The sequence below is a fragment of the Microcoleus sp. B4-C2 genome (assembly GCF_036705265.1).
In the GTDB taxonomy this organism is placed as follows: Bacteria; Cyanobacteriota; Cyanobacteriia; order Cyanobacteriales; family Microcoleaceae; genus Microcoleus.
This window is the reverse complement of the sequence record NZ_JAUBUB010000023.1, coordinates 26,579-50,368: the sequence shown is the minus strand read 5'-3', so window position 1 is coordinate 50,368 and position 23,790 is coordinate 26,579. Positions and strand designations below refer to the sequence as shown.

The following is a 23,790-nucleotide window of genomic DNA, read 5'->3' as shown; positions in this document are numbered from 1 at the left end:
GTTTTGAGTTGAATACTCGATGTGCTAAAAGTCAAAAGTCAAAAGCCAAAAGTAAAAAAACTTGTTTTTACTGAAAGCTTTCTTACTTTTGACTTTTTTCAATTTTATTAAAATTTCATTTAACTTTACCTATTGCTCTGACGGGGTTACAACCCCGTCAGCCTGGTTGCTAACACAGAGCTTAGTTTAAATTTGTTCTTCCCCTTGATTAAAACGCTGAATTCCTTGATTTTTATCTACGCGCACAATAGCATCTTTGGGAATATTGAGGATGCCTGTAAATGAATTTTGGCTTACTTTGAAAGCTTCTTCCTTATTTTTGTACTCGGCAATTTCGCGCTGTAAATTGTCAATTGTCTCTTGAAACCGAGCGGCTTGTCTGAGCATTTCTTGTTCTGAAAAGTCCAGCAATTGAATCAGATCAGCCACCTGATATTCAAGTAATTGGGTTTCGGCAAGATTGTTATTAGTAACAAAAATTTTAGAATTTTCTGAATAGTCAAAAACACTTTTTTTTTCGGGCATGGATAATGCGGTTTTGACACTAAGTGCCAAATCTTTAAACATTTCAGCCGTGCTTTGGGGAATTTTAACTTTGAGGAACATCACTACCGCAAACACACTTCCTGACGGCAGAAGTCCCCCAAATGCCAAGACAGACTTGACGTGGTAGGGGATAATTAAAGAATTTTGCTCAGGAATAAAGGGGCTGCCTTTTGCCTCTGATACGTGAAAAATATTTAATACTGCGGGTTCTAATTGCAGGAACCTTTCTCGCTCTATTCCGAGGAATGTAGGAATGTCTAAACCAAACTGCCGGATTATTTCCGAAATCGCCGGCATTTGAGCCACTAATCTTGTGCTAACTAATGGAATAGCTGTATTGTCTGCTGCGGTGTGCCGAGAATTCCACTGCGGTTCTGTGCCTGCGGCTGCTAGCAGAGTCCAACATTTCATGTCGGCGGCGGGGGAATTGCCCTTCATCAAGCGGCGCGCGGATTGTTGCAATGAGTCTTCTAACTCCCCGTAGGGATGAGTTTTGAACAAACGCACTAAAGCACAGGTATTTTCTCCAGTTTGCGAATCGCAAAAATGTCGGTAAATATAGTTAACAATCTTCTGGCTGCTGGCTTCCATACTAGCAGTATTTCTACCGAACTGGCGCAGGACTAAGCTGCATTTCGCCATGTCTTGCGGGGTAAATAAGGTAATATCGTACATTAAAAAATGCTCTCCAAGAGCTCAAACACTGTATTTCATTTATCGTTAAGGCCGCTAAGCCATCCGGAATCCTACTGAGAGTTTTGAACAACGTGTTATATCAAATCCGGTAGCATCGGAATTATTCCTCTCTGTATTCTCTCCCTCTGCGTTCTCTGCGCCCTCTGCGGTTAAATCATTCCGATACAACCGGAAACGATATTAGTTAAAATATGTAGAAAATTTGCCCGCCAAATGCAGCGGTTGTATGCCAGGATACAGAAATTAAGATTTAAAAAAAATCTATCCCCTAGGGTAGGCCACAAGGACAGAAAAGCCGATGTATAATTTATGGAATAAGTTTTGACGATGACTCGCCCATAGAAATTAAAAAAACAAGGTTTTTCAGCGGATATGCCTCGCGTTGTATTGGGCATTTTCGTAGATAAAAGTCGGTTTCTGGGTCAGCCATATTCACAGAAATCCTAGAAACTCAAGCTGCAATTTTTGTGGGGGGCGATCGCACGCCGATTAATCAAAAATTGGTACAATTTCGTCAGTCTTGGACGCAGAAGCCGGGTTTGCTTACAGAGAAAAAACCCGGTTTCTTGGGTATTGGTAAGTAGATGCTGTGTTCAAAACTTTTAACCACGCCAAACAACTCTACTCAGCAGGTGGAGACTTTGCTTCTAGGGCATCTTTAGCAGACAATCCCTGATCTTGAACGCCAAAATACCACAAACTAGCAGCAGCTTCGGCGCGAGTCACTGATTTCTTAGGCTGAAACAGAGTAGTAAAACCAAAGACGCGGCGAATATTCGCCAAATCTCCATTGTTAAAATCAGCTAAAACTGCCCGCGACGCCTGGGAATCAATCTTAGAAGCATCTTGAAAACCCCACTTTTCTTTCACCCCGTCAATGTTAGCTGTCGGTAAAACTTGACGACTATCTAAAGGCACTTTCCAGAGAATCATTGTTTCGCGAGTTAAAGGTGCATCCGGGCGAAATTTCACATCTTTAGTTTCTCCAGAAAGCGAACTCGGAATTACACCGGCTTCTGCTAAACCTTGAATTGCTGAAAAATCCGGGTCAGTTTTGGGTACGTCAGAAAAGGCTGGTTCGCTAGAGTCTACTGCTAATCTAATTTGTTTGGCTTGACGGCTAGCATAAATCTGGTTGTTAGCTGCTACTAACCAGCGGGCGTATTCGCGGCGAGTGACAATTTTGTTGGGTTTGGGTAAACTGCTGGCAGTTTCTAAATTAGCGCTTTCTGTAGTTCGCACTTTTAGCACTTCCAACTGACTTAAATCTGCCACAAACTGCCGCAACTGTTGAGGAATTTGGGTGTCTAGTTGGCTAACTTGTGCTGATTTTGGCGATGCAGATGGTGTTGGAGTAGTTCCCTCTGAATTAGAGGGAGTTGGTGAAGCGGATGGAGATGCGCTAGACTCGGAATTATTAGGTTGGGGACTGGCTGCAATTTCGGGGCTTTCTTTGCTGTAGTCGATCGCAAATTCTGTAGAACCCCCTACTTTCTGAGTAGGAGAAAGCGACACTGTTACCCGTAAATTATCTCGCGTTGCTACCAAAGAACCTTGTCCCTCGGCGGTGGGGCGGCTGACTATTTCCCAGTTGCGACGCCCAAACTCTGTAGAGTAAAAGTTCCCAACGGAATTAACAGGATCTGTGCTTTCCCAGCGCAGCCGCACATTTTTTTGCGACGGATCGGTTTGCCCACTAACTTCGATTAACTCAGCATTAGGATAGAGTGGAATCTCTGTCGGGAAATCGGGAGGAAGTTTGGCGATAGAGTTTGTCTCAATTGTTGTCGCTGGTGGCGGGGAAGAGAAAACCACTGGATTTTGTTTTAATTTCGGATCGGCGGCTAAAGATTCTTCAAGTGCCTTGCTGTTGGGGCTGTTTGCACAACCTGTGACAGCAGCCAGCAGACACACAGCCAGCCAAGTATTTACAGCAGCGAGTATATTAGTTTTATTGGTTTTAGTGATTTTAGAGCGTCCTTGAGAGTTGCCTCGCCGTTGAGTAAATATAATATTCAGCATAAATCCCCCCTTTGCGGATATATTTCTAGGCTAGCGCAGATCGATCGGGCAAATATATTTATTACCCAAATGAAATTTCTGTATTTACTTCTAGTTACTGCTACATTACTTTCATACCCTGTCAAGTTTGCCCGTCCTGCTGCATCTCAACCAGCCCCGCTGCGGACAGCCATTCAGATGCCAGAGTGGCAGCCATTTTGCTCAGCGATGGGTCAGTTTGCGATCGATATGCCGGCAAATCCCAAAATTAATTATGAAATTTTTTCAAATCAAATTATTGCTCATACATACCGATCGAACTTAAAAAACAAAGAAACTTATTTGCTTCAATACTTTGACCTAGATTTTCGCCTGACTAACAATAATATCAATAATATCAGAATCACTTTAAATAGTGCAGTTGATTTTTTCGTCGTAGGGGCGAATGCTAAAGTCTTGCAAGTGCGGGATATTTCCCTCGGAGGCTATCCGGGAAAAGAGTTTGAGTTTCAGCCACTTTCCCCTACTGAACCTGTAGGTGTAGGTCAAGTTTTTTTGGTAGAAACGCGCGTTTATGGGCTGGTAGCCAGTACCTCAGAACCCGAAAATGCTCAAAAATTTCTCGACTCTTTTCGTTTATTTTGAAGCAGGAAGTTGGGTAATGGGTAGTGTACGATATTTAACGGATTTAACGGAGAAATGTTGAAGGAATAAGTCACAGATTCCAGGAAAGAGAGAAAAACGAGTGGGGAGCGGTTATCTAATTTATTAATAAAACTTATGCTTGGCAACTGGGTGTTCAGGAAAATCTTGACTTGGGCAACAAAAAAGATTCCCATCAACCGCGTTTTTGAGGAAGAATGTAGTCAGAACTAAATTACGCTAAATTTGACTTAATACCTTATGGTATTTTTTGTACTCTATCTAACGACATAGATAAATTTTACACCCGTGGAGCGATGTAGATACTTGCTCAAGTTTATATATTTGATATAAGGATTTTTAAATTGCAGAAAGCACAAACCAGAAAGCACAAACAAAGATGCTGTCTTGCTCCATCTCGCTCCCATCTGGCTCAACTAAGTCAGCCTCATAGAAAGCTTACCCGGAGGGTATTAACCTATTATGAACAAATTAACACCAATTCTCCTCAGCGGCATCCTATTATTTGGAGGTGCTGCTTGCAGCGACGTGGCTAAAACGAGCGCTGATGCTCCTAATTCGGCCACAGGAAATACCACTAGCCCGCCCCCAGCCGAGACAGTTCAAAAAACTCAGGGTGACGCCACTAGCCAGATTCGCCAAAACCAAGCAAATTCTGATATTAGGGCCAGAGAACAGCGCAACAATGTGACGGGAGGCGATGCCATAAGAGCCGATGGCGACCTCCAAAGTGAAGTGCGCTCCAAGTTAGAAGTAAACATCACTAAAGGTCAGCTAACTGTGGAGGCCAAAGACGGGCTTGTCACCGTAGGTGGCACAGTTCCCAATCAAACTGATCTAGCTAAAATTGAGCCGCTAGCTAAAGAGATTAAGGGTGTCAAAGATGTGAATGTTACGGCTGTTGTCGCCCCTGCTGCACCCGCATCGCCTAGCAGCAATCAATAAATGAGCCGGAAGAAGTCCGAGGGAAAGATATAGTTATCTAGTAGGAGAGAAGTCTGAGGGAAGAGGGTAAAGTTTGGCATTGTAAGATTGCTTGCGGAGCAGATTACAAGGCTTAGGTGACTCTCTAGGGAGAGCTGGGTTTTAAAGTGAAAGAGTTTAAATTGAATTTTAAATTCACCCATTCAAAACTCACGCAATACCTGCAACTTCCCCTTCCCAATTTCCGATTTCCCATCCCGGACAATTAGTGGGAAACCAACCTGAAGATAGAGTGGGAAGTTATTCCCAGCGACCGATGAAAATTGTTGGGAAAAAATGACTAAATGTGATTGATGGCAGAGCATAAATTCTGTGGTTGTGTAAAAGTAGTATATTTTTCAGGAGAAAAAAAATGGCTTTAGGTCAACACAAGCGAGCTGTAGGAGCATTTTCTAATTACCGAGATACGGAACTAGCCCTGATGGAGCTGCAAAGTACCGGGTTTCCGATGAATAAAGTTTCGGTAGTTGGGGAAAAGCTAGATAACAGCGAAATTGCGGGCGCTAGCGCTGGTAAGAGTACCGACGAGAAAGTCGGTGGTGGCGCCAAAGCAGGGGCGACAGCGGGAGTAGTGACGGGCGGTTTGATTGGGTTACTCGGAAGCATTGGAGCGCTAGCGATTCCGGGAGTTGGCCCGGTGATGGCGGGGGGTGCGATCGCAACTCTGCTGGCAGATACTGTAGTCGGAGGCGCGATTGGGGCTGCAGCAGGCGGTTTGGTCGGCGGTTTGGTCGGTTTGGGAGTTCCCGAAGATAAAGCTAAAGCTTATAACGATCGCGTCTCGCGCGGAGAATATTTGGTATTCGTAGAAGGAACAGATGCCGAACTTGCCACAGCCGAAGGAATTATGACTGTGCGGGGCATTCAGGATTGGGGCATTTACGATGTGCCAGCAGACACCGGCCGCAGAGCTTCGGGTCGCCAGAAGCGCGCCGTGGGAGTATTTTCCACCCGCCGCGAGACGGAACACGCACTGGGAGAACTGAGAACTGCCGGTTTCGACATGAATCGGGTTTCGGTCATCGCTAAGGATGCTGACTCCAAGGGCGACATCGCAGGCATTGACGTGCACGACAGCACGGACAACAAGGCCGATGAAGGGGCCACAAAAGGCGCCCTCACAGGTGGCACTTTGGGCGGTTTGACAGGCTTGTTGGTAGGTCTGGGCCTAGTGGCAATTCCGGGCATCGGGCCGATTATGCTGGCAGGAGCCTCAGCTACGGCGATCGCCACTACACTTGCCGGTACAGCTTTGGGTGCGGCAGCAGGGGGCTTGATCGGAGCTTTAGTCGGTATGGGAATTCCCGAAGAGGAAGCTAAAGTATACAACGATCGCGTGGCGAAAGGAGATTACTTGGTACTGGTTGACGGCAGCGAAGCAGAAGTCGCTAAAGCCGAAAGCATTCTGAGCCGCGGAGGTATTCAACATTGGAACACCTACGACTATAATCCCAGCGTCGATAGTGCTCGGGCTGATTACGGCGCACCGGGCACTCCAGGGGTTGATACTACGCCTGGTATTTACGATCCCAATCAGGGCGTTACGGGCAACCGTCGGATTTAATCATTCAGACTTTGTTTGGGTATGGTTTCTACTTTCTGCAGGGTAGTCGCACTCGCGCACTCGGATTGTAGAAAGCGATCCAAGCAACAGTGGCGAGCTAGCGGTTTTACGCTTCGTCGGTAAAATTATCTCAAAAGTCGGCTTTTTCTCTGAAAGCTGGCTTTTGTTTTGTTCTGGAAAGTTAAAAAAGCTCCCTGTCAAAAGTTTAATTTGGATTAGGGGCTCAATCCGTGAGCTGGGCTTTGCGCCGGAGGAGCGATGGGCTCCCTTAATTTTTATAGCCTAAATCAGCAGCAGTTTTTTACTCTGTAACACTCACTACAGCTCGATTGCCAACCCCGCAGTATTATCAAATTTGATGACATAAATTACAGCAGATATTGCCCAGTTAGTCAAAGAGCGACTATCTTTAATTATGGGGTGGCTAATTTCACCAACTTATACAGGTGAAGTACCCAGTCCCGCGCGCCCAGAAATGCCTGCGGTGGTCGGCAAATATTAGAATAGTAATAATTGTCGGAGGCTTCGGGCAAGACTTAGGCTGGTCATTAGTTAGCTGTAGCAGCAGAATTGCCGTTGGCAATACCTGCTACAGGAATACAGTTTTTCTGGGAATGCCTCACCGAAACATTTGAGAAGCCCAGAAACAGCTTTTATGTCCGGGAGCGCGTCAGGTGTCGGGTGTTCTGTAAATTAGAACCGCAAGCGCTCATGGATCGAGTAAACATTAACAGCAAGCACAGCAGCGCGGGAGCACAATGGCTCGCGGCTAATTTTTTCGCGAAATCTCAGGCTCAGCGCAGCGTATTGTTTGCTTTGCCTGCTGCTCGCTCAGCACTCCGAGGGAAACAGCCTTCCTGTTGGGTTTCACGCTGCGCGCAGCACAGTGGGGGGAGGTGAAACTAGCTGAGCTGACCGAGCTCTGCTTTCAGGGGCGATCGAAGATAGAAGGCACTTATGTAGAAGGCATTTGGGGTTGAAGCTCCGATATCTTGTTTCTTGATTGCACTAATAAATTCGATCGCCAGTACCAGCAATTTTTCCGGTCAGAATGCGGCGCGGATGCCGCCAGCAATACCCCAAATATTCGATCTATCTTTACAAGAGCGATCGACAACTTCTCGGTATTTTGGTAATTAGTTAGCAGGTAATATTAGTGGTTAGCAGTTAGTATAAATACAACTAACAATTAACAACTAACATCAACGGCTAAATAATTACTAGCCGAATAATACTTACAGGACTTACAGGCGGCGAGAAACGCGATTTTTTCATAACTTCCGCGCTAGCCAACCTCAGATTATACCAGAACCCGGTTTATTTTCGTAAATTATAACTATGAGAGCAGGGTGATGGTAGGAATCAAGCAGTTTTGACAATTGTTAATGTGGCCGTATTAGTTTAAAAAACTGACTGGCAAACACGATAGTACAAACTTTCACACAACATAGAACATCGAGAAATTAAGGAAACTCACTCAATTTTTTTATGAATTTCACTGAACTTTTAAGTGCCGATGAACTTTTAATTAGACATAGAAACGGGGAACGAGATTTTCGAGGAGCTAACCTCATTGCAGCTCATTTGAGTGAAGCTAATCTCAGTCGAACAAATTTGAGCAACGCTAATTTGAAAGGTGCCAACTTAATTAGAAGCAAACTGATTGGAGCTAATTTAAACGCCGCCGACTTGAGCGGAGCTAATTTGTCTAAGGCGAAATTAATTGAAGCCAACCTGGGAAGTTCTAGTTTCACTGGAACTGTGGCGATCTCCGCAGATTTTAGCGGCGCCAATCTCAGCGGAGCAATATTGTCTCAGGCTGACTTGAGCAAAGCGGTTATGACGGGAGCGAGTTTAGTAGGAGCTTGTTTGCTAAGCGGCTCAAAACTAACTGAGGCTAATTTGAGCGGGGCGACGCTGAGCCGAGCAATTATGAGCGGGGTTGACTTAAGCAGAGCAAATTTGACGAGAGCCATTCTCAGCGAGGTAGACTTGACCGGGGCGAACCTGAGCGGAGCAACTTTAACTCGGGCTTATCTCAATCGCGGAAATCTCAGCGGCGTCAATTTGGTTGGGGCTTGTTTGAGCGAAGCAAGTCTGCGGGAGGCTTCTATTAGCGCTGCTAATTTGAGCGGTGCTGACTTGAGCGGTGCTGATTTGCAATCGGCCAATCTAAATGGCTCTAATTTGAGCGGGGCTGACTTGCAGGGAGCTAATTTAAGTAAAGCTAATTTAAATGGTTTGATTCTGCACAATGCTGATTTGAGGGCTGCGAATTTGAACAAAGCTTCTTTACGGGGAGCTAACTTGAGCGGTGCGAATTTGGCAGGTGCTAGCTTGCTGGAAGCGGATTTGCGGGGGGCGAATTTGAGTCACGCCAATTTGTCGGGAGCGGGTTTGCTCCTAAGTTCTCTGACAGGGGCGAATTTGACAGGAACTAATTTGTCGGAGGCTAATTTGATTGGGGCAAGCTTGAATGTTGATAATTTGAATGAAGCAGCTTTGGGCGGGGCAATTTTGCCGAATGGAGCTACTCACAGCCGGGATTGATGAGTTGATTAACCATAATTAAGTAGGTCAATCTCAACAAAACCGAACACCGAGAAACCCGATTTTTGTATGGGCGGTGCCCAGAGTGCCGGCCCTTCCGGGTTTCTCGCCTCTCCATCGCCCGGAGCTGATTAAGGCGGTTGAGCTTTAACCCCATTCTACGGAAAGCCGATTTTGGCCGGAAATGCACGAAACATCGATCGCCCCGATCGAACTCCAATCGAACTCAACTTGCACTCGGTCAGGGCCCAAGCGCCCCAAAAAATCCGGTATCCTCGCGCTCATCGCTATTGGGGAAATATTTTGGGAATTTACTTGCAAAATTTATGGACACCGTGCTATGGTTAAAAGGTTTGAGACTTAAAAAATCAATAGAGGTAAAACCCCGCAGAATGAAACAATTGGGAACCCATCTGGTCGCTGATGCTTGGCAGTCTCCTGGAGACCTGCTCAACGATCCTGAACGTATCCGCCGCGCTATTCTCGATGCGATCGAAGCCGGAGGAGCTACTCTCATCGATTTGTGCGTACACCAGTTTAGTCCTCACGGAGTGACAGCTACTGCTACTTTGGCAGAGTCCCATATAGCAATCCATACTTGGCCTGAACACGGTTATTTTGCTGCAGACTTATTTTTCTGCGGAGCCGGCGACCCTCACCGAGCCATGAAGGTGCTACAGACAGCTTTGGAAGCTAAACAGGTAAAACTCACTGAGTTCACGCGCGGTTTCGAGCCCGGGGTGGGAATCGTAGGTTCTGCTTGTGAAGAGCAGTATGCCCCTCGTTCAGTAGAAACGATTGCCGCCAGAGGATGATGGCCAATTAGCGTAACTTTGAACATTTTATGCTAGGTTTTGTTTAAAATCCCACGGCTTGAGCCGTGGGATTCTTGTTGGAATTTACTTTTTCATTAATAAAGGGCGGACAACTAAATAACCTGCACCGAAAGCTGCAATCACAATCAGAAAAATCGCGATCGCCAACCACAATCCACTTAAGTCTGAGGTTTTTTTGAGTTGCGATCGCACACGGTAAGGAGTTTCCGGCACCTCTGTAAATAATTTTTCGGGAAGTGGCTGCGGCATCGAGGCGGCTGTTGGCTCCGGTTCCGGTAGTGGGAAGGGGAAAGCCACTGTCTGAGGTGGTTGAGGTATGGCAGAGTTAGTCTGCGAGGTTACAGGTGGTGGGGGCGGAGGTTCAACGCTGAAATTGAATTTGACTGACGGCATTTGAGGCATCCCTGTCTGGGTGATGCTCTGAGCCGAGTTGACTACTTGCTGTAACTGTTGGGATACTTGAACTACTGTTTCTACTTCTCGCCGCAGTTGTTGATTTTGTTGGACTAATTGCTGATTGTGGGTTTTGAGGGAGTCCACCATCGCTTGGGCTGCTTGGAGCTCTGCCGTGACTTCTCGATAGAGGGAAATTGGTACTGATGGAGAGTAACTATTTGAGTTTTCAGGGGAAGTATTGTCAGATAAGGTAGTATTTTGCATAATTGTAGATGGCGAGGGTGAACTTGTTTTAGTTTAGCCTGAGAGTATTTGCAATTAGATCGATCGCAACACAATTCGTCAAGATATTTGTTACAGATATTGAACGTAAAATTAATTTAATGTTACAAGTTTTTAGTCGATCGCTATGAACAACCACGCACCGGAACAAACTATGTCGCAAAAGTCAAGCACCGAGGAAATGAAATACGGCGAACGCCAGATTTTGGAAGGGGAGTTAATTACTTTTCCGAATCCGCGAGTCGGGCGGCGGTACTCGATTAACATTACGTTGCCGGAGTTTACTTGCAAGTGTCCGTTTTCTGGCTATCCCGATTTTGCGACAATTCACGTTACTTACGTGCCAGACGAGCGGGTGGTAGAGTTAAAGGCTCTGAAACTGTACGTTAACAGTTATCGCGATCGCTACATTTCTCACGAAGAATCGATCAATCAAATTTTAGACGATTTTGTGGCAGCTTGCGCGCCGCTGGAAGCGACGATTAAGGGCGATTTTTCGCCGCGGGGGAACGTCCACACCGTGATTGAGGTGTCGCATCAGAAGTAGGTGCAGTCCCTGTGAGTGTCCGCCCGCTTGAACTGCTTTAGCGGGTAGGTATCTCATCGGAGAGAGATTCTAATGACATAAATTGTTTGACATTTAATATTTCAATCAACACCAGTTCTCCGCTGCTAGAATAGTGCAGAATCATGTTTCCTTCATCTTCGGCATAGGCGATCGGGCAATCAGAAATTTCGATCAGCATCGCATCTACATCTTGGGCTATATCTAATCTTTTTCATATCTTGACATCTTACCAGGATAAGCAGTAATTACTAAAATTTTATCATCATATTCTTGGTAAACTACTCTTAGGACAAGTCCATTCAATCTCTGTTGACAAATAAACTTTCCTTCACCACTTGCTTCTAACTTATACCAATTTAATGTGAACTTGCACATATCTCGATCCCCCTAAATCCCCCTTAAGAAGGGGAGTAGGGGTTGACTTTGAGAAGAATCTTGTCCCCCCCTTATTAAGGGGGGCTAGGGGGGATCGGATTCTATGCAACCTCATAAAAAATTGGTATTACTAGGGGTTCTGATAGTTTCCGAAATCAAATCTGTTGATATTGTAACCCCGTGACTTTCTAGAATCTCTCTTTTTAGTAATGCGTGTTAACTGAACTCAATCCTTTTCATCACATTTATTTCCTGTTTAATTATCCGTTTTTTACCTGGTTTAAGGTGCGCCTAGCGCACCCTACGGTTAGCTTCGACTAGCTAGAGAAGTCGGCGCTATTTCGCTCTTTTTTTCCTCTTGTTTCGATTCTGCCAACTTGTCCAAAATCTCCACAACTTCTCTTTCAAAAGTCACCTGAGCGCGATTTGTGCGCCCGCCGACGTATAGTTTGCCGTCCTTTTCCAAAGCCCAAATCTGCGAGTGAGACAGATAGCTCATCAGCACACTAAGCATTAGCAACCCGAAGCCAGTATAAACGATCGGAATACCAGGATCGGCTTTAATTTGCAATCCCGTACTGCCTACAACTTCGTCAATTGTCAGCATGACTCCGTTAACTTCTACCGCCGTGCCTGCGCGAACTGTAGTTAACAATTTGCCATCCGTACCGTACACTAACATCGTTCCTTGCAAGTCTTTTGCTAGCAGAGAAACTCCCGCACTCAAATCTGGTTTTGTGGGAATCCAAGCACCCCAAATTCGGCCTTTACCTTGGGTGTCTAACTGAGCCATTGGCAGTTGTAAAACCGGGCTTTTGTTGAGGCGAACTCGCACGGCGGCTATTGCCCAATCTGCTTGATAAAATGTGACTCCCCGATATCTGAGGGGCTCGTTAACGTGAATGGTTTTACGATCGACCTCTTGGCCTGTTTTGTCCAAAACTGACAGGTCAGAGTAAAATTGGTCGATCGCACCGCTCGGACTATAATCAATCCAGAACCGATTAACTCGCATCGACCAATCCTTCGGTATTTGCGGCCCCGCCCAAGGCCCCGCATCCAAGATATTCTGCACCTGAAATGTTTCGCCGCTGGCAACCATTTCTTGACCTAGAAATCCCGTCATTGCGCCCCATATCGACCCAGCTAAAATAATTAGCATACTGGCGTGAACAATAATCGGGCCGATTTTGCCAATTATTCCCTTGCGGGCATAAACTTTTTCCCCTTCTCGAAATATGCGGTAGTTTTTTTGCTGCAAAAGTGGTTCTAACGAAGTTAAAGCAACTGTTTCTAATTCCGCACTGAGAGCTAATTTTTCAAACTGCTTTGGTTCTTCATAAAATTTCCAGCGACGGGCGGCTTTTAGTGCGGGAAATTGTCGGGTAAATGTACAAGCTGTTAAGCTGCTGCCGAACAAAATTAGGATTGACAAAAACCACCAAGTGCGGTATACGTGGTCTAGTCCTGCAATTAGCACAACTTTCCAAGTTAGGAAGCCGAACAAAGCCGGGTGTTCTGGATAGTTAGATTGGTAAAAGGGTACTGATTGGCCTTGTTCGATGACGGTGCCGGAAATGCTGAAAAATGCGATCGTCAGCAGCAAGATAATTGCCAACCGCAAATCTGCGAGCACCGGCAAGATTTCTCGCTTGAAAAACTTTTGAGGGGCAGTCGCCCAGTTTGAGAGTTTTGATAGAAATACTTCTTTTGATGTCATTGGTAATTATGAAGAAAGTTCGGCAACGGATTTTGTAACGGATGTAACGGATGTCAGCAAGTTCGGCAACGGATTGTGTAACGGATGTAACGGATGGCACAAGGGAGAAGGAAGAAAAAAGAGGGAAAAACAAAAGATGAACAAAATATTATTATGTTTATTGAAAAAGTCTCAATCAATTTTGAATTCTTTCTCTTTTCTTTCTTTCTTCCTTCGTGTTCTAGCGCTTACGCGCGGCTTCGCCTAACGCGTCTTCGCGGTTCGTTAAAAAAACTTAATTCACGCATTCCGTAGTGATTGCTATATCTTTCAATAAGGGCTGAAGTCCTTACAACGAAACTTACGCGGGAAGGATGCGGGAAAGCAGAGAGAAAACGCCAAATCCTACTAGCAAAACGCCACTAACAGGCGTAATCCAACTCGACCACCGACGTAATTCTAACAGCTTTTTTATGCTAGCAGTGAAAGTACCTGCTATGATTAGCGGAGCGACGTAGCCAGCAGCGTAAAACAGCAGTAACACACCACCTAAAACTGTATCTCCCGTTTTGGAAACCCAAGCTAAGAGTGTAGCTAAAACCGGAGTGCTGCAGGGAGAGGCTACTAAACCAAAAGTTAAGCCCAATAAGTACGATCGCACACCCGCCGGCAAATCTTTCGGAACCCACCCCACAGCGTCGAAAGACGGCATTTGTAAGGGTAAAGCTTCGAGTAAATTCAGCCCCATTAGAATAGCAATAATGCTGACAAGAATTGGCAAACCCAGGCCAATTTTGCCGTAAACTTGTCCGGCAAATGATGCTACAATACCTAAACCCGCAAGGGTGGTGGCTAATCCCAGGGAAAACCACGCCGACTGGGCGGCGGCTTGCAGGCGACTTTTTGCTTCGTATCCACCGATGTAGCCGATCGTGATCGGCAACATTGAAAGCATACAGGGCGTTAAGCTTGTTAGCAACCCTGCCAGAAAGATGACTCCGACGCTGACTAAACTGAGGTTTGTCAGTTGAGTATTTACTAAGTTATTAGCAAATTGTGCGAGTTCGTAAAGTTGAGTTTGCAGGGTTTCCATCAGTCGATTTTAGATTTTAGATTTTAGATTTTAGATTTTAAATTTTAGATTGAGTCCACAGCCCATCGATTTTAGATTTTAGAGAGACTCTACAGATGAATTTGGGAGTTTAAACTAAATATCTAATATTTTTGTTATTCACGACTCCTGTCGGGGGCTGGTATCCCTAGGCAGGCGACTTCAGGTTCGGGGCTGTTCTGGCTTTGTTGAAAATTGTAACAGATGCGCGCAGGTTCGGTTTGAGATTTAAGATTTTAGCGAGATTTACTGGTTGGGAGTTAAAAGGTCGATCGCACCCTGGTTTAAATTGATATCTTGACCGCAAGCATCCAGGATACCCGCCACGTGATTCATTCCTTCGGAGACTCAGGAGGGAGAAATAAAAACCTGTATCCGATGAAACTTGCCGAACGTATTTATCCGTGGGGTCAAGGCTTCAATCTAAAATCTAAAATCTAAAATCTAAAATCGATTGACAGCATCCTCAACAAGCTGTTGGCAATGGGCGCAGCTACACCCGATAATGCGAAATCAGCCCGAAAGCCTGTTGTTGAAATTATTCAAGCAGACTTTAATTTTACTCTACTGTAAATTAAAGCCACTTTCTTCATTAATAGACCCGTCCGGCATTATTGCCCCTGCCAGCACCGCACCTCTGAGATTTGCTCCCGTTAAAGTAGCGCCTTCTAAATTAGCATTGCTCAAATTTGTGACTTGTTTGGAACCTCGGAAAAAGAAGCTGTGCAAGTCAGCACCTGTTAAATTAGTGTCTGCCAAATTAGCATATTGCAAGTCAGCACCGTGCAGCGTCGCATCCGTTAAGTTAGCTTGGGTAAGATTGCTTCCCCAAAGTCGAGAATCTAAGACATTAGCATCTTGTAAATTGGCGCGGCTCAGATTTGCCAAAGTCAGATTAGCATCCCACAACTTCGTACCGTTGAAATTAGCTTCTGTCAAATTGGCTCGACTGAGATCCGTGCCTAGAATATCAGCATTTGCTAAATTAGCGCCGGTGAGGTCTGCGCCAGAAAGGTCAGCATTTTTTAAGTTAGCACCGGACAAATTAGCGCCGCTCAAATTAGCGCCGCTCAAATTGGCTTCTTGGAGATTAGCGCCCCGCAAATCGACAGCGCTCAAATCGCATTGCTTCCACAGAAAGCTGACGCACCAATTATCCTTTAATAGGTGACTCAAATCCTCCCCATTCGCTGCCATCACAGGAGGAGTTAAGTAGAGAGTGAACAGGACGATCGCCAACAATGCAGCGAAGAAAATTTTCAACCTCATAACTTTTTTCATTGACACTAATTTGTGCCATAAATTATTGATGTCTAATCAAAGCATAGCAAATAATCGGCAACTTTCCTCAGCAATATTACTCAAAAATATTAGTAATTTGTGGAACAGGCCGTCGGGCCTGTTAAGCGAGAAGGGTGCTCGGGGCGTGAGTAAAAACCGGGTTTAAGATGGCCGTGTTCGATGGACAAATCCCGATCGAATATCGCTACAAAGTAATACTTGCTGCCGACAGTTGCGATCGCTCTCCCAGGGGCATACCTGCCAATAATCCCGGTAGAAACTGCTCAGTATGGGAAGAAAGAAACCGCCAATCTAGGCGGAAAACCTTATATTTAAAGGGTTCTAGACGCATTTGTTCTGAAGTGCGATCGGCATCACTAACTAAGCCGAACTTTCATCACACAAGTCAATGCCCCAGCATCACCAAATCTCATCAAACTTATCACGTTCCTGACACTACGGATATCACTGTCAGTAGCTGAAGTATGGAGGAAAATAAGAGCATACAGTTGAACAGCACTTCTCCCATGCCTACTATCCCCCTTCTCTCAACCCAATTAGTTGTGACAACTATTTTCAATTCTATCGAATCTTTGGGATTCACTAATATTGCTGGCGTATTTTCGGGGGAGCAAGCTGAATCCCGACAAGAGACAAATTTAAAAGTTATTACCAAAAAGTTTTACATTCAGGGTTTAACAAATCTCAAAAAACAAGACTTGCACGGCGCTATTAAAAATTTTACTGCCACAATTAACCTTAATCCGCAATTCGCTTCAGCTTACAACGATCGCGGTGTGGCCCGCTACAAATTAGGCTATAAGCAATCGGCGATCGAAGATTTAACTACAGCCATCGAACTCAATCCTTACCGAGCCAAGTATTACAGCAATCGGGGGTTTATGCTGACTCGTTTAAAACATTATACTGCGGCGATCGCAGATTACAACTCGGCACTCCTGCTCAACCCTAATCTAGCTCAATCTTACTTTGACCGAGGTGCTATCCGCCTGCAAATGGAGAATTCCCTAGCAGCACTAGCTGATTTTGAGTCAGCAATTCGCCTCAATAACGATTTTGCTAAAGCTTACTTTAACCGAGGAGTGATTAGATATAAATTGAGAGAGGTTCATGGAGCATTTGAGGATTTCCAGAAGGCAGCAGGGCTTTTTAAGCAGCAGGGGAGAATGGATTCTTATCAAGATGCGGTTTCTAAAATTAGTCAGCTATGGTATTAGTTGAATTTGGAAATTGGGAATTGATAATCAGGTAAGGTGCACCGAAGAGCACCCTACACCTATAATTAGGGCGTGAGTCTTGTTAAAGTTAGCCAACTCTCAAGGCGGCGTCTCCGGGGGGCAAGTTATCGACAAGGAAAGCAGTAGAAAAGTTAATTGCAAAAGCAGCATTTTGAACTGCTGCAGGGGCGGCATTTTGAACCACAGCCAAAGTCACTCCTCCAAATTGAATGAGTGTGTTGCTGCCTGATTGGGTGAATGAGGTGTTGGATAAAGGGCTGGTTAAGCCAATACGATCGCCATCTCCCGGCCTAAAATCAAGAATTATATCGCTCGCCCCATCCAACTCCAGATTTTCACCCGTAACCAGAACAAACGTATCAGTACCGCCACCACCAGTGAGAGTATCGCTGCCAGTATCGCCAATCAAAAAATCGTTACCATCGCCACCGATTAAAACATCGTTTCCTCTGCCGCCTCGCAAAAAGTCGTTACCAGCATCGGCATTGATAATATCGTCGCCGAGATTTCCGTTGATAATATCGTCGCCAACACCTCCGCTAATGGAGTCGTTACCTTTGCCGCCTCTAAGAAAGTCGTCACCCGCTTCGCCCGTGATAGTATCGTTGCCTTGGCTGCCGTTAATTGCATCATCAGTCGGTGAACCGATGATGCGATCGTTTGCGCTACCTCCCAGTACACCGCTGGGATTTTGCTGAGAGTCTTGGGAAGTGACTTGATAGTTGTTGGGGGTGTTTGGCAATCTGAGCGCTCCCAAAGATAGATTTACGAAATTGGTACTATTGATTAAAGCGTTGAGCGCATTAACATCGCTAACTATGCTAGAAACCCGGCTGGGAACGATTCCTTGAACGACTTTTGCAGTTGAAATGCGATCGCCCTGCTGCACCGCATTCACCGTTTCAAAACCTTGAATAACGTTGCCAAAAACAGCATAACTACCATCCAAAAATGGCAAATCATCCAAAGCAAAATAAAACTGCGAAGAAGCTGAATCCAAAGCATTAGAACGAGCCATTGCCACAGCCCCTCGATTATGCTGTAACTGCGGCGTCTGGGTTACAACTTGGCTGTAAACAGGTTGCGCGGCTCCTTGCGGCTTAATTTCCAAAGGAATAAAACGCCCCTGATTTGTCTCCGGGTCAATAAAATTACCCGTTCCCAATTGACTTGCGGGAATTGTAGTATCTCTGCTGCGCGGATCGCCTCCTTGCACTACAAAAGGCTCTGGCTGGCGCACAACTCGGTGAAACATCACCCCGTCGTAAATGCCTCGTTCAACTAAGTCAACAAAATTGCCAGCGGTAATAGGGGCATTAGTGCCATCGACTTCGATCGTAACGGGTTGACCGTTAATTATCTGGACTACTATAGCTTTGCCTGTTAACGGGAGTGCAGCGCTCATGGGTAAATTGCTATTGGAGTGAGTGATATTTGGGTTTTAGAAGCAATCCGCGAATTGCCCTTACCCATTTAATCAGAAAACTGTAAACTTGTCTTAAGTACAGTTCTACTTCTAAAATTTATGATGTCCCGTCGCAAGTTTTTTAGCACTTTATTTGCAATTTGTCTAGTTTTTCTAAGTTTCAATTTTGCCACACCTGCATTGGCTCTCGGTGGCAAGCTTCCGGCGGTGAATCAACCAGCGCCGGATTTTAGTTTGCCAACAAACAGCGGCGACGGACAAGTGTCCCTGTCCGATTATCGCGGTAAGTGGCTGGTAGTCTATTTTTATCCGAAAGACTTTACTTCGGGATGTACGATCGAAGCGCGTCGATTTCAGGAAGACTTGCCGAAATACTTGGCAAAGAATACTCAAATTATCGGTATTAGCGCTGATGATGTCAACTCCCACGCGGAATTTTGCGATTCGGAAGGTTTGAAGTTTCCACTGTTAGCTGATACCGACGGTAAAGTGAGTAAAGCTTACGGTTCTTGGATGAGTTTTATCTCCGCGCGACACAGTTTTATTATTGACCCTGAAGGAATTTTGCGCGAAACTTTTGTGAAGATTAATCCGGCGATTCATTCTAAAGAAGTGTTTGCCCGGTTGCAGGAATTGCAGGCTAACGGGTAATACCATTTTAGATTTTAGATTTTAGATTTTAGATTTGAATAATTGGGAATGACTGATGAACCTTGTCTTGGTAGTGAAGACTACATTCCTCTGAAAATACAGAGGAATGTAGTCTTCACTGCCAACGTTATCAGGTTGATTTGAACTCACATCTTGCACCATTCTCAATAATTCTTTTTTGGGTGGATTCTCCTGCCCAACCCCTACTCCCCACAAGAAAATCTACTCTTTGTGGAACGGGCCCCAGATCCCGTTCTTGACAATGGTGCAAAATCTCAGTTTTACGCGAAATGATAGCTGTAACGTGACAAGCGATAAAAGACTAAATCTAAAATCTAAAATCTAAAATCGCCTGTCATGACATATTCAATGAGAATTAAACTTGCTATTGACTGCAACAGATGCGACAGAAGATTCATTGTCTGAAAAATTTTTCTTTCTGCTAGCCATGCGACGTTCCGGGTCAATTCCCTCGAAGGTTGGCGGCAACCAAACTCGGACTACCAACAACACTGCCAAAACCAGCAAAAATGCGCCTGTTGATAATATTTGAACCGAGGGAGTTTCCAGCACTCCCCGCACTATCACTTCTCGCAAAACTGATACAATACAAACTTCCACAGCTACGCCGATCGAAACTCTTTTTTCTTGCAAGTAAATAATTAGCAGCCGAAATAATTCCACTAAAACTAATAGAAATAAAATATCTGCCGTGACTTCCTGGAAATTCAAAGGAGGTAGCAGCGAGAAGAACATTTCTCGCAGTTCTAGCACCATGAAACAAAACAAACCAATACATAGGGAAATTACAATTAAGTCTTGGACTGTTTCCAGACCGGTGACGATTAATTGCAAATTCAACCATTGAGGGGGGTTACTCGACGAGTTGTTTAAACGCTTTTCCATTGACATATGCTGCAACTTGTTTGGCTTTCTTACAGCTTAATTGAACTTAGGTTAATCTATGGCAATTTACAGGTTTAATCTCTTTATCAGTCTCATAAAATTTCGATTGGTTGACAATTTCACACACACTTTTATTTGCCACCCAGGTGGCTTGACATTTAGTGATAGTTTATGCTATGTGAATGCTGCAATAAGTAGCTTTGATATCTAAAAAATACAAGTCTGAATGCTGAAATGCCCCAACTGCTATAAAATATGAAAATTGTAAAGAATTATTTACCACAGCTTGATAAACTCAAGCTAGGGACTCTCGGCTTTAATCATACAAAAGCCGGAAAGTTAGCCCAAAAACCAAAAGTAATCCAGAGAGGATTGAACACAATGGCATTTGAACTTGCACCGTTACCCTTCGCCGCTGACGCCCTAGAGCCAGCTCATATGTCGGCCAACACTTTTTCGTTCCACCACGACAAGCACCACGCTGCTTACGTGACCAATCTGAATAAACTGATTGAAGGAACTGAAATGGCGAGCAAATCCCTTGAAGAAATTGTCAAGGAATCTGCTAAAGACCCATCCAAAGCCGGCATTTTCAACAATGCAGGTCAAGTTTGGAACCACAATTTTTTCTGGAATTCCCTCGCACCGGGCGGCGGTGGCACTCCGACAGGAGCTTTAGCTGAGAAAATCAACGCCGACTTCGGCAGCTTCGACAAATTCAAAGAAGAATTCAAGACTGCTGCGACAACTCAGTTCGGTAGCGGCTGGGCTTGGCTGGTTTTGGACAACGGCACTTTGAAAGTTACCAAAACTGCTAACGCTGACACCCCGGTAGCACACGGCCAAACTCCGTTGCTGACTTTGGATGTGTGGGAACACGCTTATTATTTGGATTTCCAAAACCGCCGTCCCGACTACATTACTAATTTCTTGGATAATTTGGCTAACTGGGAGTTTGCAGCAGCAAATTTGGCTGCGGCTTAGTAGCATCTTAGTTTGAGGACTAAAGTCCTCACTACAAACTTTATAGGTTTGTAGTGAGGACTTTAGTCATGATGAATGAGAATTATTTAACCAAACTTGCTATTAGCAGACAAAAACAGCTTTCAACATTCCTTCGTCTCGGTCTGGTTGGAGTTCAAATCCTAGTTTTTTACAGAGGCTCTGCATCTGGTAGTTGCTATTGAGAATGTAGCCAACGATCGCCTCTAATTTCTCTTCCTGACCAATTTGCAACATCCGCCTCAATAATTCTGTTCCCAAACCGCGCTGCTGATAGCTATCGCTAACGATGAGGGCAAATTCGGCTTGGTTTGTGCCGTGGAGTTTGCTCAGACGCGCTACTCCCAAAATCCGGTGTTCTGAGGTTTCCGGGTCTTGACGATCGGCTACTAACACCATTTCGCTATCGTAGTCAATAAAACAAATCCGGGTCAAACGTTCGTGAGCTATGCGGTGCTTTAACTTTACCATGTGAGCGTAGCGCAAATACACGCTCTCTTCGGAAAGTTCTTTGTGGAAGAGCACCATCAGCGGCTCATCTTCTGGGCGAATCGGACGGATGGTGATGGGACGATCGCCCTCCGTTGACCATTTTTGAACGTATTGCGTAGGATAGGGGCGAATCGCCGTTGAAATGGGGTTTTCCGTTGTTTGCAGAACAACACGGGCATCAAGAGCGATCGCACCTTCAGGAGAAACCAACAGCGGATTAATATCAATCTCGGCAATTTGAGGTTGCTCTACAATCAGTTGACTGAAACGAACTAATAACTGTTCGAGTTGTACCAGGTCAATTGCCGATCTGCCGCGCACTCCTTGCAAAGCTTTATAGATGCGAGTTTGCTCCATCATCCGCCGCGCTAAGGTGGTATTTAAAGGCGGAAGTGCGAGCGATCGATCTTGAAAGACTTCCACTAATTGTCCGCCGGAACCAAACAGCATCACCGGCCCAAATTGTGGGTCAATACTGCTACCCAAAATTAGTTCATAGCCTTCCAAATGCACCATCTGCTGCACGGTTACGCCAAGAAACGCTGCAGGATCGATCGCCCGTACCCGCTGGGCGATCGCCTCAAAGGCACTAATTACAGCCTTAGCATCGCCTAAATTTAGTTGGACGCCCCCCACATCGGTTTTGTGAGTAATCGTCTCAGAATGGAGTTTTAGCACCACTGGATAACCGAGGCTCTCGGCAATTTCCACAGCTTCGGCCGCACTCGCTGCAATTTCTGTCGCTACGGTGGGAATCCCGTAAGCTGCTAGCAACTGTTTTGATTCGTACTCGGTTAATAGAGTGCGATTGTTTTGACGGGCGGCAGTCAAAATCTTCGCAGCAGTAGCACACCCGGAAGTATCGAGTTCGCAATCAGCGGGGAGAGATGGCGTTTCGTAGATAGCGCGCAGGTTGTATGTGTACCGCCACATATAGTTGAATAACCTGACGGCGGTATCGGGATAAGGGAAAGTCGGAATATTTGCCTGATTGAGAATTTGCGTTCCCGCTGACACTTCCACACCGCCCATCCAGCTTGCTAATAAGGGCTTTCCGAGTTTGCTGTAAGACTTGAGTTTTTCTGCGGTTTGGGTGGGATTTGTCATCGCTTGTGGCGTCAGGATGACCAGCAATCCGTCACTATTGGGATCGGGAGCGACAACTTCTAGAGTTTTGGCGTAAAGATCGCTACTAGCATCGCCCAAAATATCGATCGGGTTGTGATGACTCCACTGAGGTGGCAAAAACTCATCAAGCCGCTGCAGCGTCTCCGGTGCCAAATCTGCCAGGGCACCGCCGTCGCTAATTAAGGCATCAGTGGCGATCGCCCCTGGGCCTCCTGCATTAGTGACGATCGATAGGCGGTTGCCCTGCGGTCGCGGTTGCTTGGCGAGAATTTCTGCCATGTCGAACAAATCGGAAATCGTATGTACCCGCAACGCGCCACAGCGGCGGAAAGCAGCGTTAAGCACGTCATCGCTGCCGGTCAAAGCTCCCGTATGGGAAGCGGCGGCTTGCGCGGCGGCGGCGGTACGTCCTACCTTGAGAATGATGATCGGTTTGTCGATCGCCACTGGGCGGGCGGCGGACAGGAACGAACGAGCATCACCCATAGATTCCATGTACAAAACGATACTGTGAGTATGGGGATCGTCCCCGAAATACTCGATCAGATCGCCCCAACCGACATCGAGCATAGAGCCGATCGATACAAAGGCGCTAAAACCGACATTTTCCCCCAAACTCCAGTCGAGAATCGAAGTACAGAGGGCGCCGCTTTGACTGATGAAGGCGACATTACCTGGACGGGCGATCGTACCTGCAAAAGTAGCATTGAGCCCAAGCACAGGATTCATCACCCCGAGGCAATTTGGGCCGATAATCCGCATTCCGCCCCGACGCGCCTCGGCCATAACTTGCTGTTCTAAAGCCTCCCCAGCCGCGCCAATTTCTTTAAAGCCTGCAGAAACAATAATTGCCCCTTTCACCCCAGCAGCGATACATTCGCGGATCACTTGCGGCACCCCAGCAGCCGGCGTAGCAATCACCGCCAGATCCACTACTTCCGGGACGCTAGCAATGTCAGGATAAGACTTGAGCCCCAAGACGCTGTGGCGCTGCGGATTCACTGGAAAAACTGTGCCGCCAAACGGATTCCGAATCAAGTTCCACAGGAGAGTTCGTCCAACGCTTCCTTCTCTCTCTGTTGCGCCGATTACAGCCACGGAGCGAGGCCGAAAAATCCGATCGAGCGGATGACGCTGTTCTTTCCAAATATCGTGAGCCCGATCGCTCGCAGTGCTTTGATTCATTGAATTTATCTGCATAGTACCCTACTTCAATTAATCAGCAATTAATATTGCTCTGCTTTCGATAACTATCACCGAATCAAATCCGAACTCTTTTTCTGCTTTTTTTCTGCTTTTTCTTCATCTTCTTCGGGTGTTCGCGGTTCCTGAAAAAAAAAATCTCATTGCCCGTTTCCGACACGCCCGCCCTTA

At 45.8% G+C, this 23,790-nt stretch carries 23 protein-coding genes; 12 read left to right on the top strand and 11 right to left on the bottom strand.

Going from position 1 to position 23,790, the window contains the following annotated elements:
• Positions 1-186: 186 nt before the first annotated feature.
• Together QUB20_RS10060 and QUB20_RS10055 are read right to left on the bottom strand one after the other, a co-directional pair.
• Positions 187-1,221, bottom strand: a complete 1,035-nt coding sequence (locus QUB20_RS10060) for a histidine kinase (protein WP_333245699.1) — start codon at positions 1,219-1,221, stop codon at positions 187-189.
• Positions 1,222-1,863: 642 nt separating this feature from the next.
• On the bottom strand, positions 1,864-3,264 hold the full coding sequence (locus QUB20_RS10055) for an S-layer homology domain-containing protein (RefSeq protein ID WP_333245703.1): 1,401 nt from the start codon (positions 3,262-3,264) through the stop codon (positions 1,864-1,866).
• Between the two features lie 69 nt (positions 3,265-3,333).
• Here QUB20_RS10055 and QUB20_RS10050 point away from each other — a divergent pair, with 69 nt between their 5' ends.
• The 6 genes from QUB20_RS10050 (at position 3,334) to QUB20_RS10025 (ending at position 9,004) form a co-directional block, all read left to right on the top strand.
• Positions 3,334-3,888 carry a hypothetical protein gene (locus QUB20_RS10050; RefSeq protein ID WP_333245706.1) on the top strand — a complete coding sequence of 185 codons (555 nt, stop codon included), beginning with the start codon at positions 3,334-3,336 and terminating at the stop codon, positions 3,886-3,888.
• Between the two features lie 480 nt (positions 3,889-4,368).
• Complete coding sequence (locus QUB20_RS10045) at positions 4,369-4,851, top strand: BON domain-containing protein (RefSeq protein ID WP_333052400.1); 483 nt, start codon at positions 4,369-4,371, stop codon at positions 4,849-4,851.
• Between the two features lie 391 nt (positions 4,852-5,242).
• Positions 5,243-6,454, top strand: a complete 1,212-nt coding sequence (locus tag QUB20_RS10040) for a histidine kinase (RefSeq protein WP_333241743.1) — start codon at positions 5,243-5,245, stop codon at positions 6,452-6,454.
• 446 nt (positions 6,455-6,900) lie between these two features.
• Complete coding sequence (locus QUB20_RS10035) at positions 6,901-7,089, top strand: hypothetical protein (RefSeq protein ID WP_333208433.1); 189 nt, start codon at positions 6,901-6,903, stop codon at positions 7,087-7,089.
• Between the two features lie 364 nt (positions 7,090-7,453).
• Positions 7,454-7,594: a hypothetical protein gene (locus QUB20_RS10030; protein ID WP_333245709.1), complete on the top strand. Its 141-nt coding sequence runs from the start codon at positions 7,454-7,456 to the stop codon at positions 7,592-7,594.
• A 348-nt stretch (positions 7,595-7,942) separates the two neighbouring features.
• A complete protein-coding gene (locus QUB20_RS10025) occupies positions 7,943-9,004 on the top strand; it encodes a pentapeptide repeat-containing protein (protein WP_333052406.1) in 1,062 nt (353 codons plus the stop codon).
• A 147-nt stretch (positions 9,005-9,151) separates the two neighbouring features.
• On the opposite strand, the gene QUB20_RS10020 is transcribed toward QUB20_RS10025, so the two are convergent.
• The gene (locus tag QUB20_RS10020) at positions 9,152-9,289 is read right to left on the bottom strand and encodes a hypothetical protein (RefSeq protein ID WP_333233245.1); all 138 of its coding nucleotides are present in this window, start codon (positions 9,287-9,289) and stop codon (positions 9,152-9,154) included.
• Between the two features lie 107 nt (positions 9,290-9,396).
• Between QUB20_RS10020 and speD the strand changes: the two genes are divergently transcribed.
• Positions 9,397-9,819 (top strand): adenosylmethionine decarboxylase, encoded by a 423-nt coding sequence (gene speD / locus QUB20_RS10015; protein ID WP_190743421.1) that lies wholly within the window; start codon positions 9,397-9,399, stop codon positions 9,817-9,819.
• An 84-nt stretch (positions 9,820-9,903) separates the two neighbouring features.
• Here speD and QUB20_RS10010 read toward each other — a convergent pair whose 3' ends face one another.
• Positions 9,904-10,500, bottom strand: coding sequence for a hypothetical protein (locus QUB20_RS10010; protein ID WP_333208431.1), 597 nt, complete (start codon positions 10,498-10,500; stop codon positions 9,904-9,906).
• Between the two features lie 145 nt (positions 10,501-10,645).
• Between QUB20_RS10010 and queF the strand changes: the two genes are divergently transcribed.
• A complete protein-coding gene (queF, locus tag QUB20_RS10005) occupies positions 10,646-11,065 on the top strand; it encodes a preQ(1) synthase (protein ID WP_333154950.1) in 420 nt (139 codons plus the stop codon).
• Positions 11,066-11,102: 37 nt separating this feature from the next.
• Here queF and QUB20_RS10000 read toward each other — a convergent pair whose 3' ends face one another.
• The 4 genes from QUB20_RS10000 to QUB20_RS09985 form a co-directional block, all read right to left on the bottom strand.
• Entirely contained in the window at positions 11,103-11,264 is a 162-nt protein-coding gene (locus QUB20_RS10000) for a DUF2283 domain-containing protein (protein WP_333245712.1), read from the bottom strand.
• Positions 11,265-11,768: 504 nt separating this feature from the next.
• Positions 11,769-13,181 (bottom strand): cytochrome c biogenesis protein, encoded by a 1,413-nt coding sequence (locus tag QUB20_RS09995; protein WP_333245715.1) that lies wholly within the window; start codon positions 13,179-13,181, stop codon positions 11,769-11,771.
• A 340-nt stretch (positions 13,182-13,521) separates the two neighbouring features.
• The gene (locus tag QUB20_RS09990; protein WP_333233091.1) at positions 13,522-14,253 is read right to left on the bottom strand and encodes a cytochrome c biogenesis protein CcdA; all 732 of its coding nucleotides are present in this window, start codon (positions 14,251-14,253) and stop codon (positions 13,522-13,524) included.
• A 582-nt stretch (positions 14,254-14,835) separates the two neighbouring features.
• Positions 14,836-15,540, bottom strand: a complete 705-nt coding sequence (locus tag QUB20_RS09985) for a pentapeptide repeat-containing protein (protein WP_445299389.1) — start codon at positions 15,538-15,540, stop codon at positions 14,836-14,838.
• Between the two features lie 179 nt (positions 15,541-15,719).
• Between QUB20_RS09985 and QUB20_RS09980 the strand changes: the two genes are divergently transcribed.
• Together QUB20_RS09980 and QUB20_RS09975 are read left to right on the top strand one after the other, a co-directional pair.
• Entirely contained in the window at positions 15,720-16,034 is a 315-nt protein-coding gene (locus tag QUB20_RS09980) for a hypothetical protein (RefSeq protein ID WP_333245718.1), read from the top strand.
• Positions 16,035-16,115: 81 nt separating this feature from the next.
• Positions 16,116-16,790: a tetratricopeptide repeat protein gene (locus tag QUB20_RS09975; RefSeq protein WP_333291321.1), complete on the top strand. Its 675-nt coding sequence runs from the start codon at positions 16,116-16,118 to the stop codon at positions 16,788-16,790.
• An 88-nt stretch (positions 16,791-16,878) separates the two neighbouring features.
• On the opposite strand, the gene QUB20_RS09970 is transcribed toward QUB20_RS09975, so the two are convergent.
• Positions 16,879-18,216: a peptidylprolyl isomerase gene (locus QUB20_RS09970; RefSeq protein WP_333245724.1), complete on the bottom strand. Its 1,338-nt coding sequence runs from the start codon at positions 18,214-18,216 to the stop codon at positions 16,879-16,881.
• A 120-nt stretch (positions 18,217-18,336) separates the two neighbouring features.
• On the opposite strand from QUB20_RS09970, the gene QUB20_RS09965 reads away from it, so the two are divergent.
• Entirely contained in the window at positions 18,337-18,888 is a 552-nt protein-coding gene (locus tag QUB20_RS09965; RefSeq protein WP_333245727.1) for a peroxiredoxin, read from the top strand.
• 366 nt (positions 18,889-19,254) lie between these two features.
• On the opposite strand, the gene QUB20_RS09960 is transcribed toward QUB20_RS09965, so the two are convergent.
• Positions 19,255-19,794 (bottom strand): phosphate-starvation-inducible PsiE family protein, encoded by a 540-nt coding sequence (locus QUB20_RS09960; protein ID WP_333052434.1) that lies wholly within the window; start codon positions 19,792-19,794, stop codon positions 19,255-19,257.
• 381 nt (positions 19,795-20,175) lie between these two features.
• Between QUB20_RS09960 and QUB20_RS09955 the strand changes: the two genes are divergently transcribed.
• Entirely contained in the window at positions 20,176-20,778 is a 603-nt protein-coding gene (locus QUB20_RS09955; RefSeq protein ID WP_333052685.1) for a superoxide dismutase, read from the top strand.
• Positions 20,779-20,880: 102 nt separating this feature from the next.
• Here the strand turns inward: QUB20_RS09955 and QUB20_RS09950 are convergent, their stop codons facing one another.
• Positions 20,881-23,601, bottom strand: a complete 2,721-nt coding sequence (locus tag QUB20_RS09950; RefSeq protein ID WP_333245730.1) for a bifunctional acetate--CoA ligase family protein/GNAT family N-acetyltransferase — start codon at positions 23,599-23,601, stop codon at positions 20,881-20,883.
• Positions 23,602-23,790 lie beyond the last annotated feature (189 nt).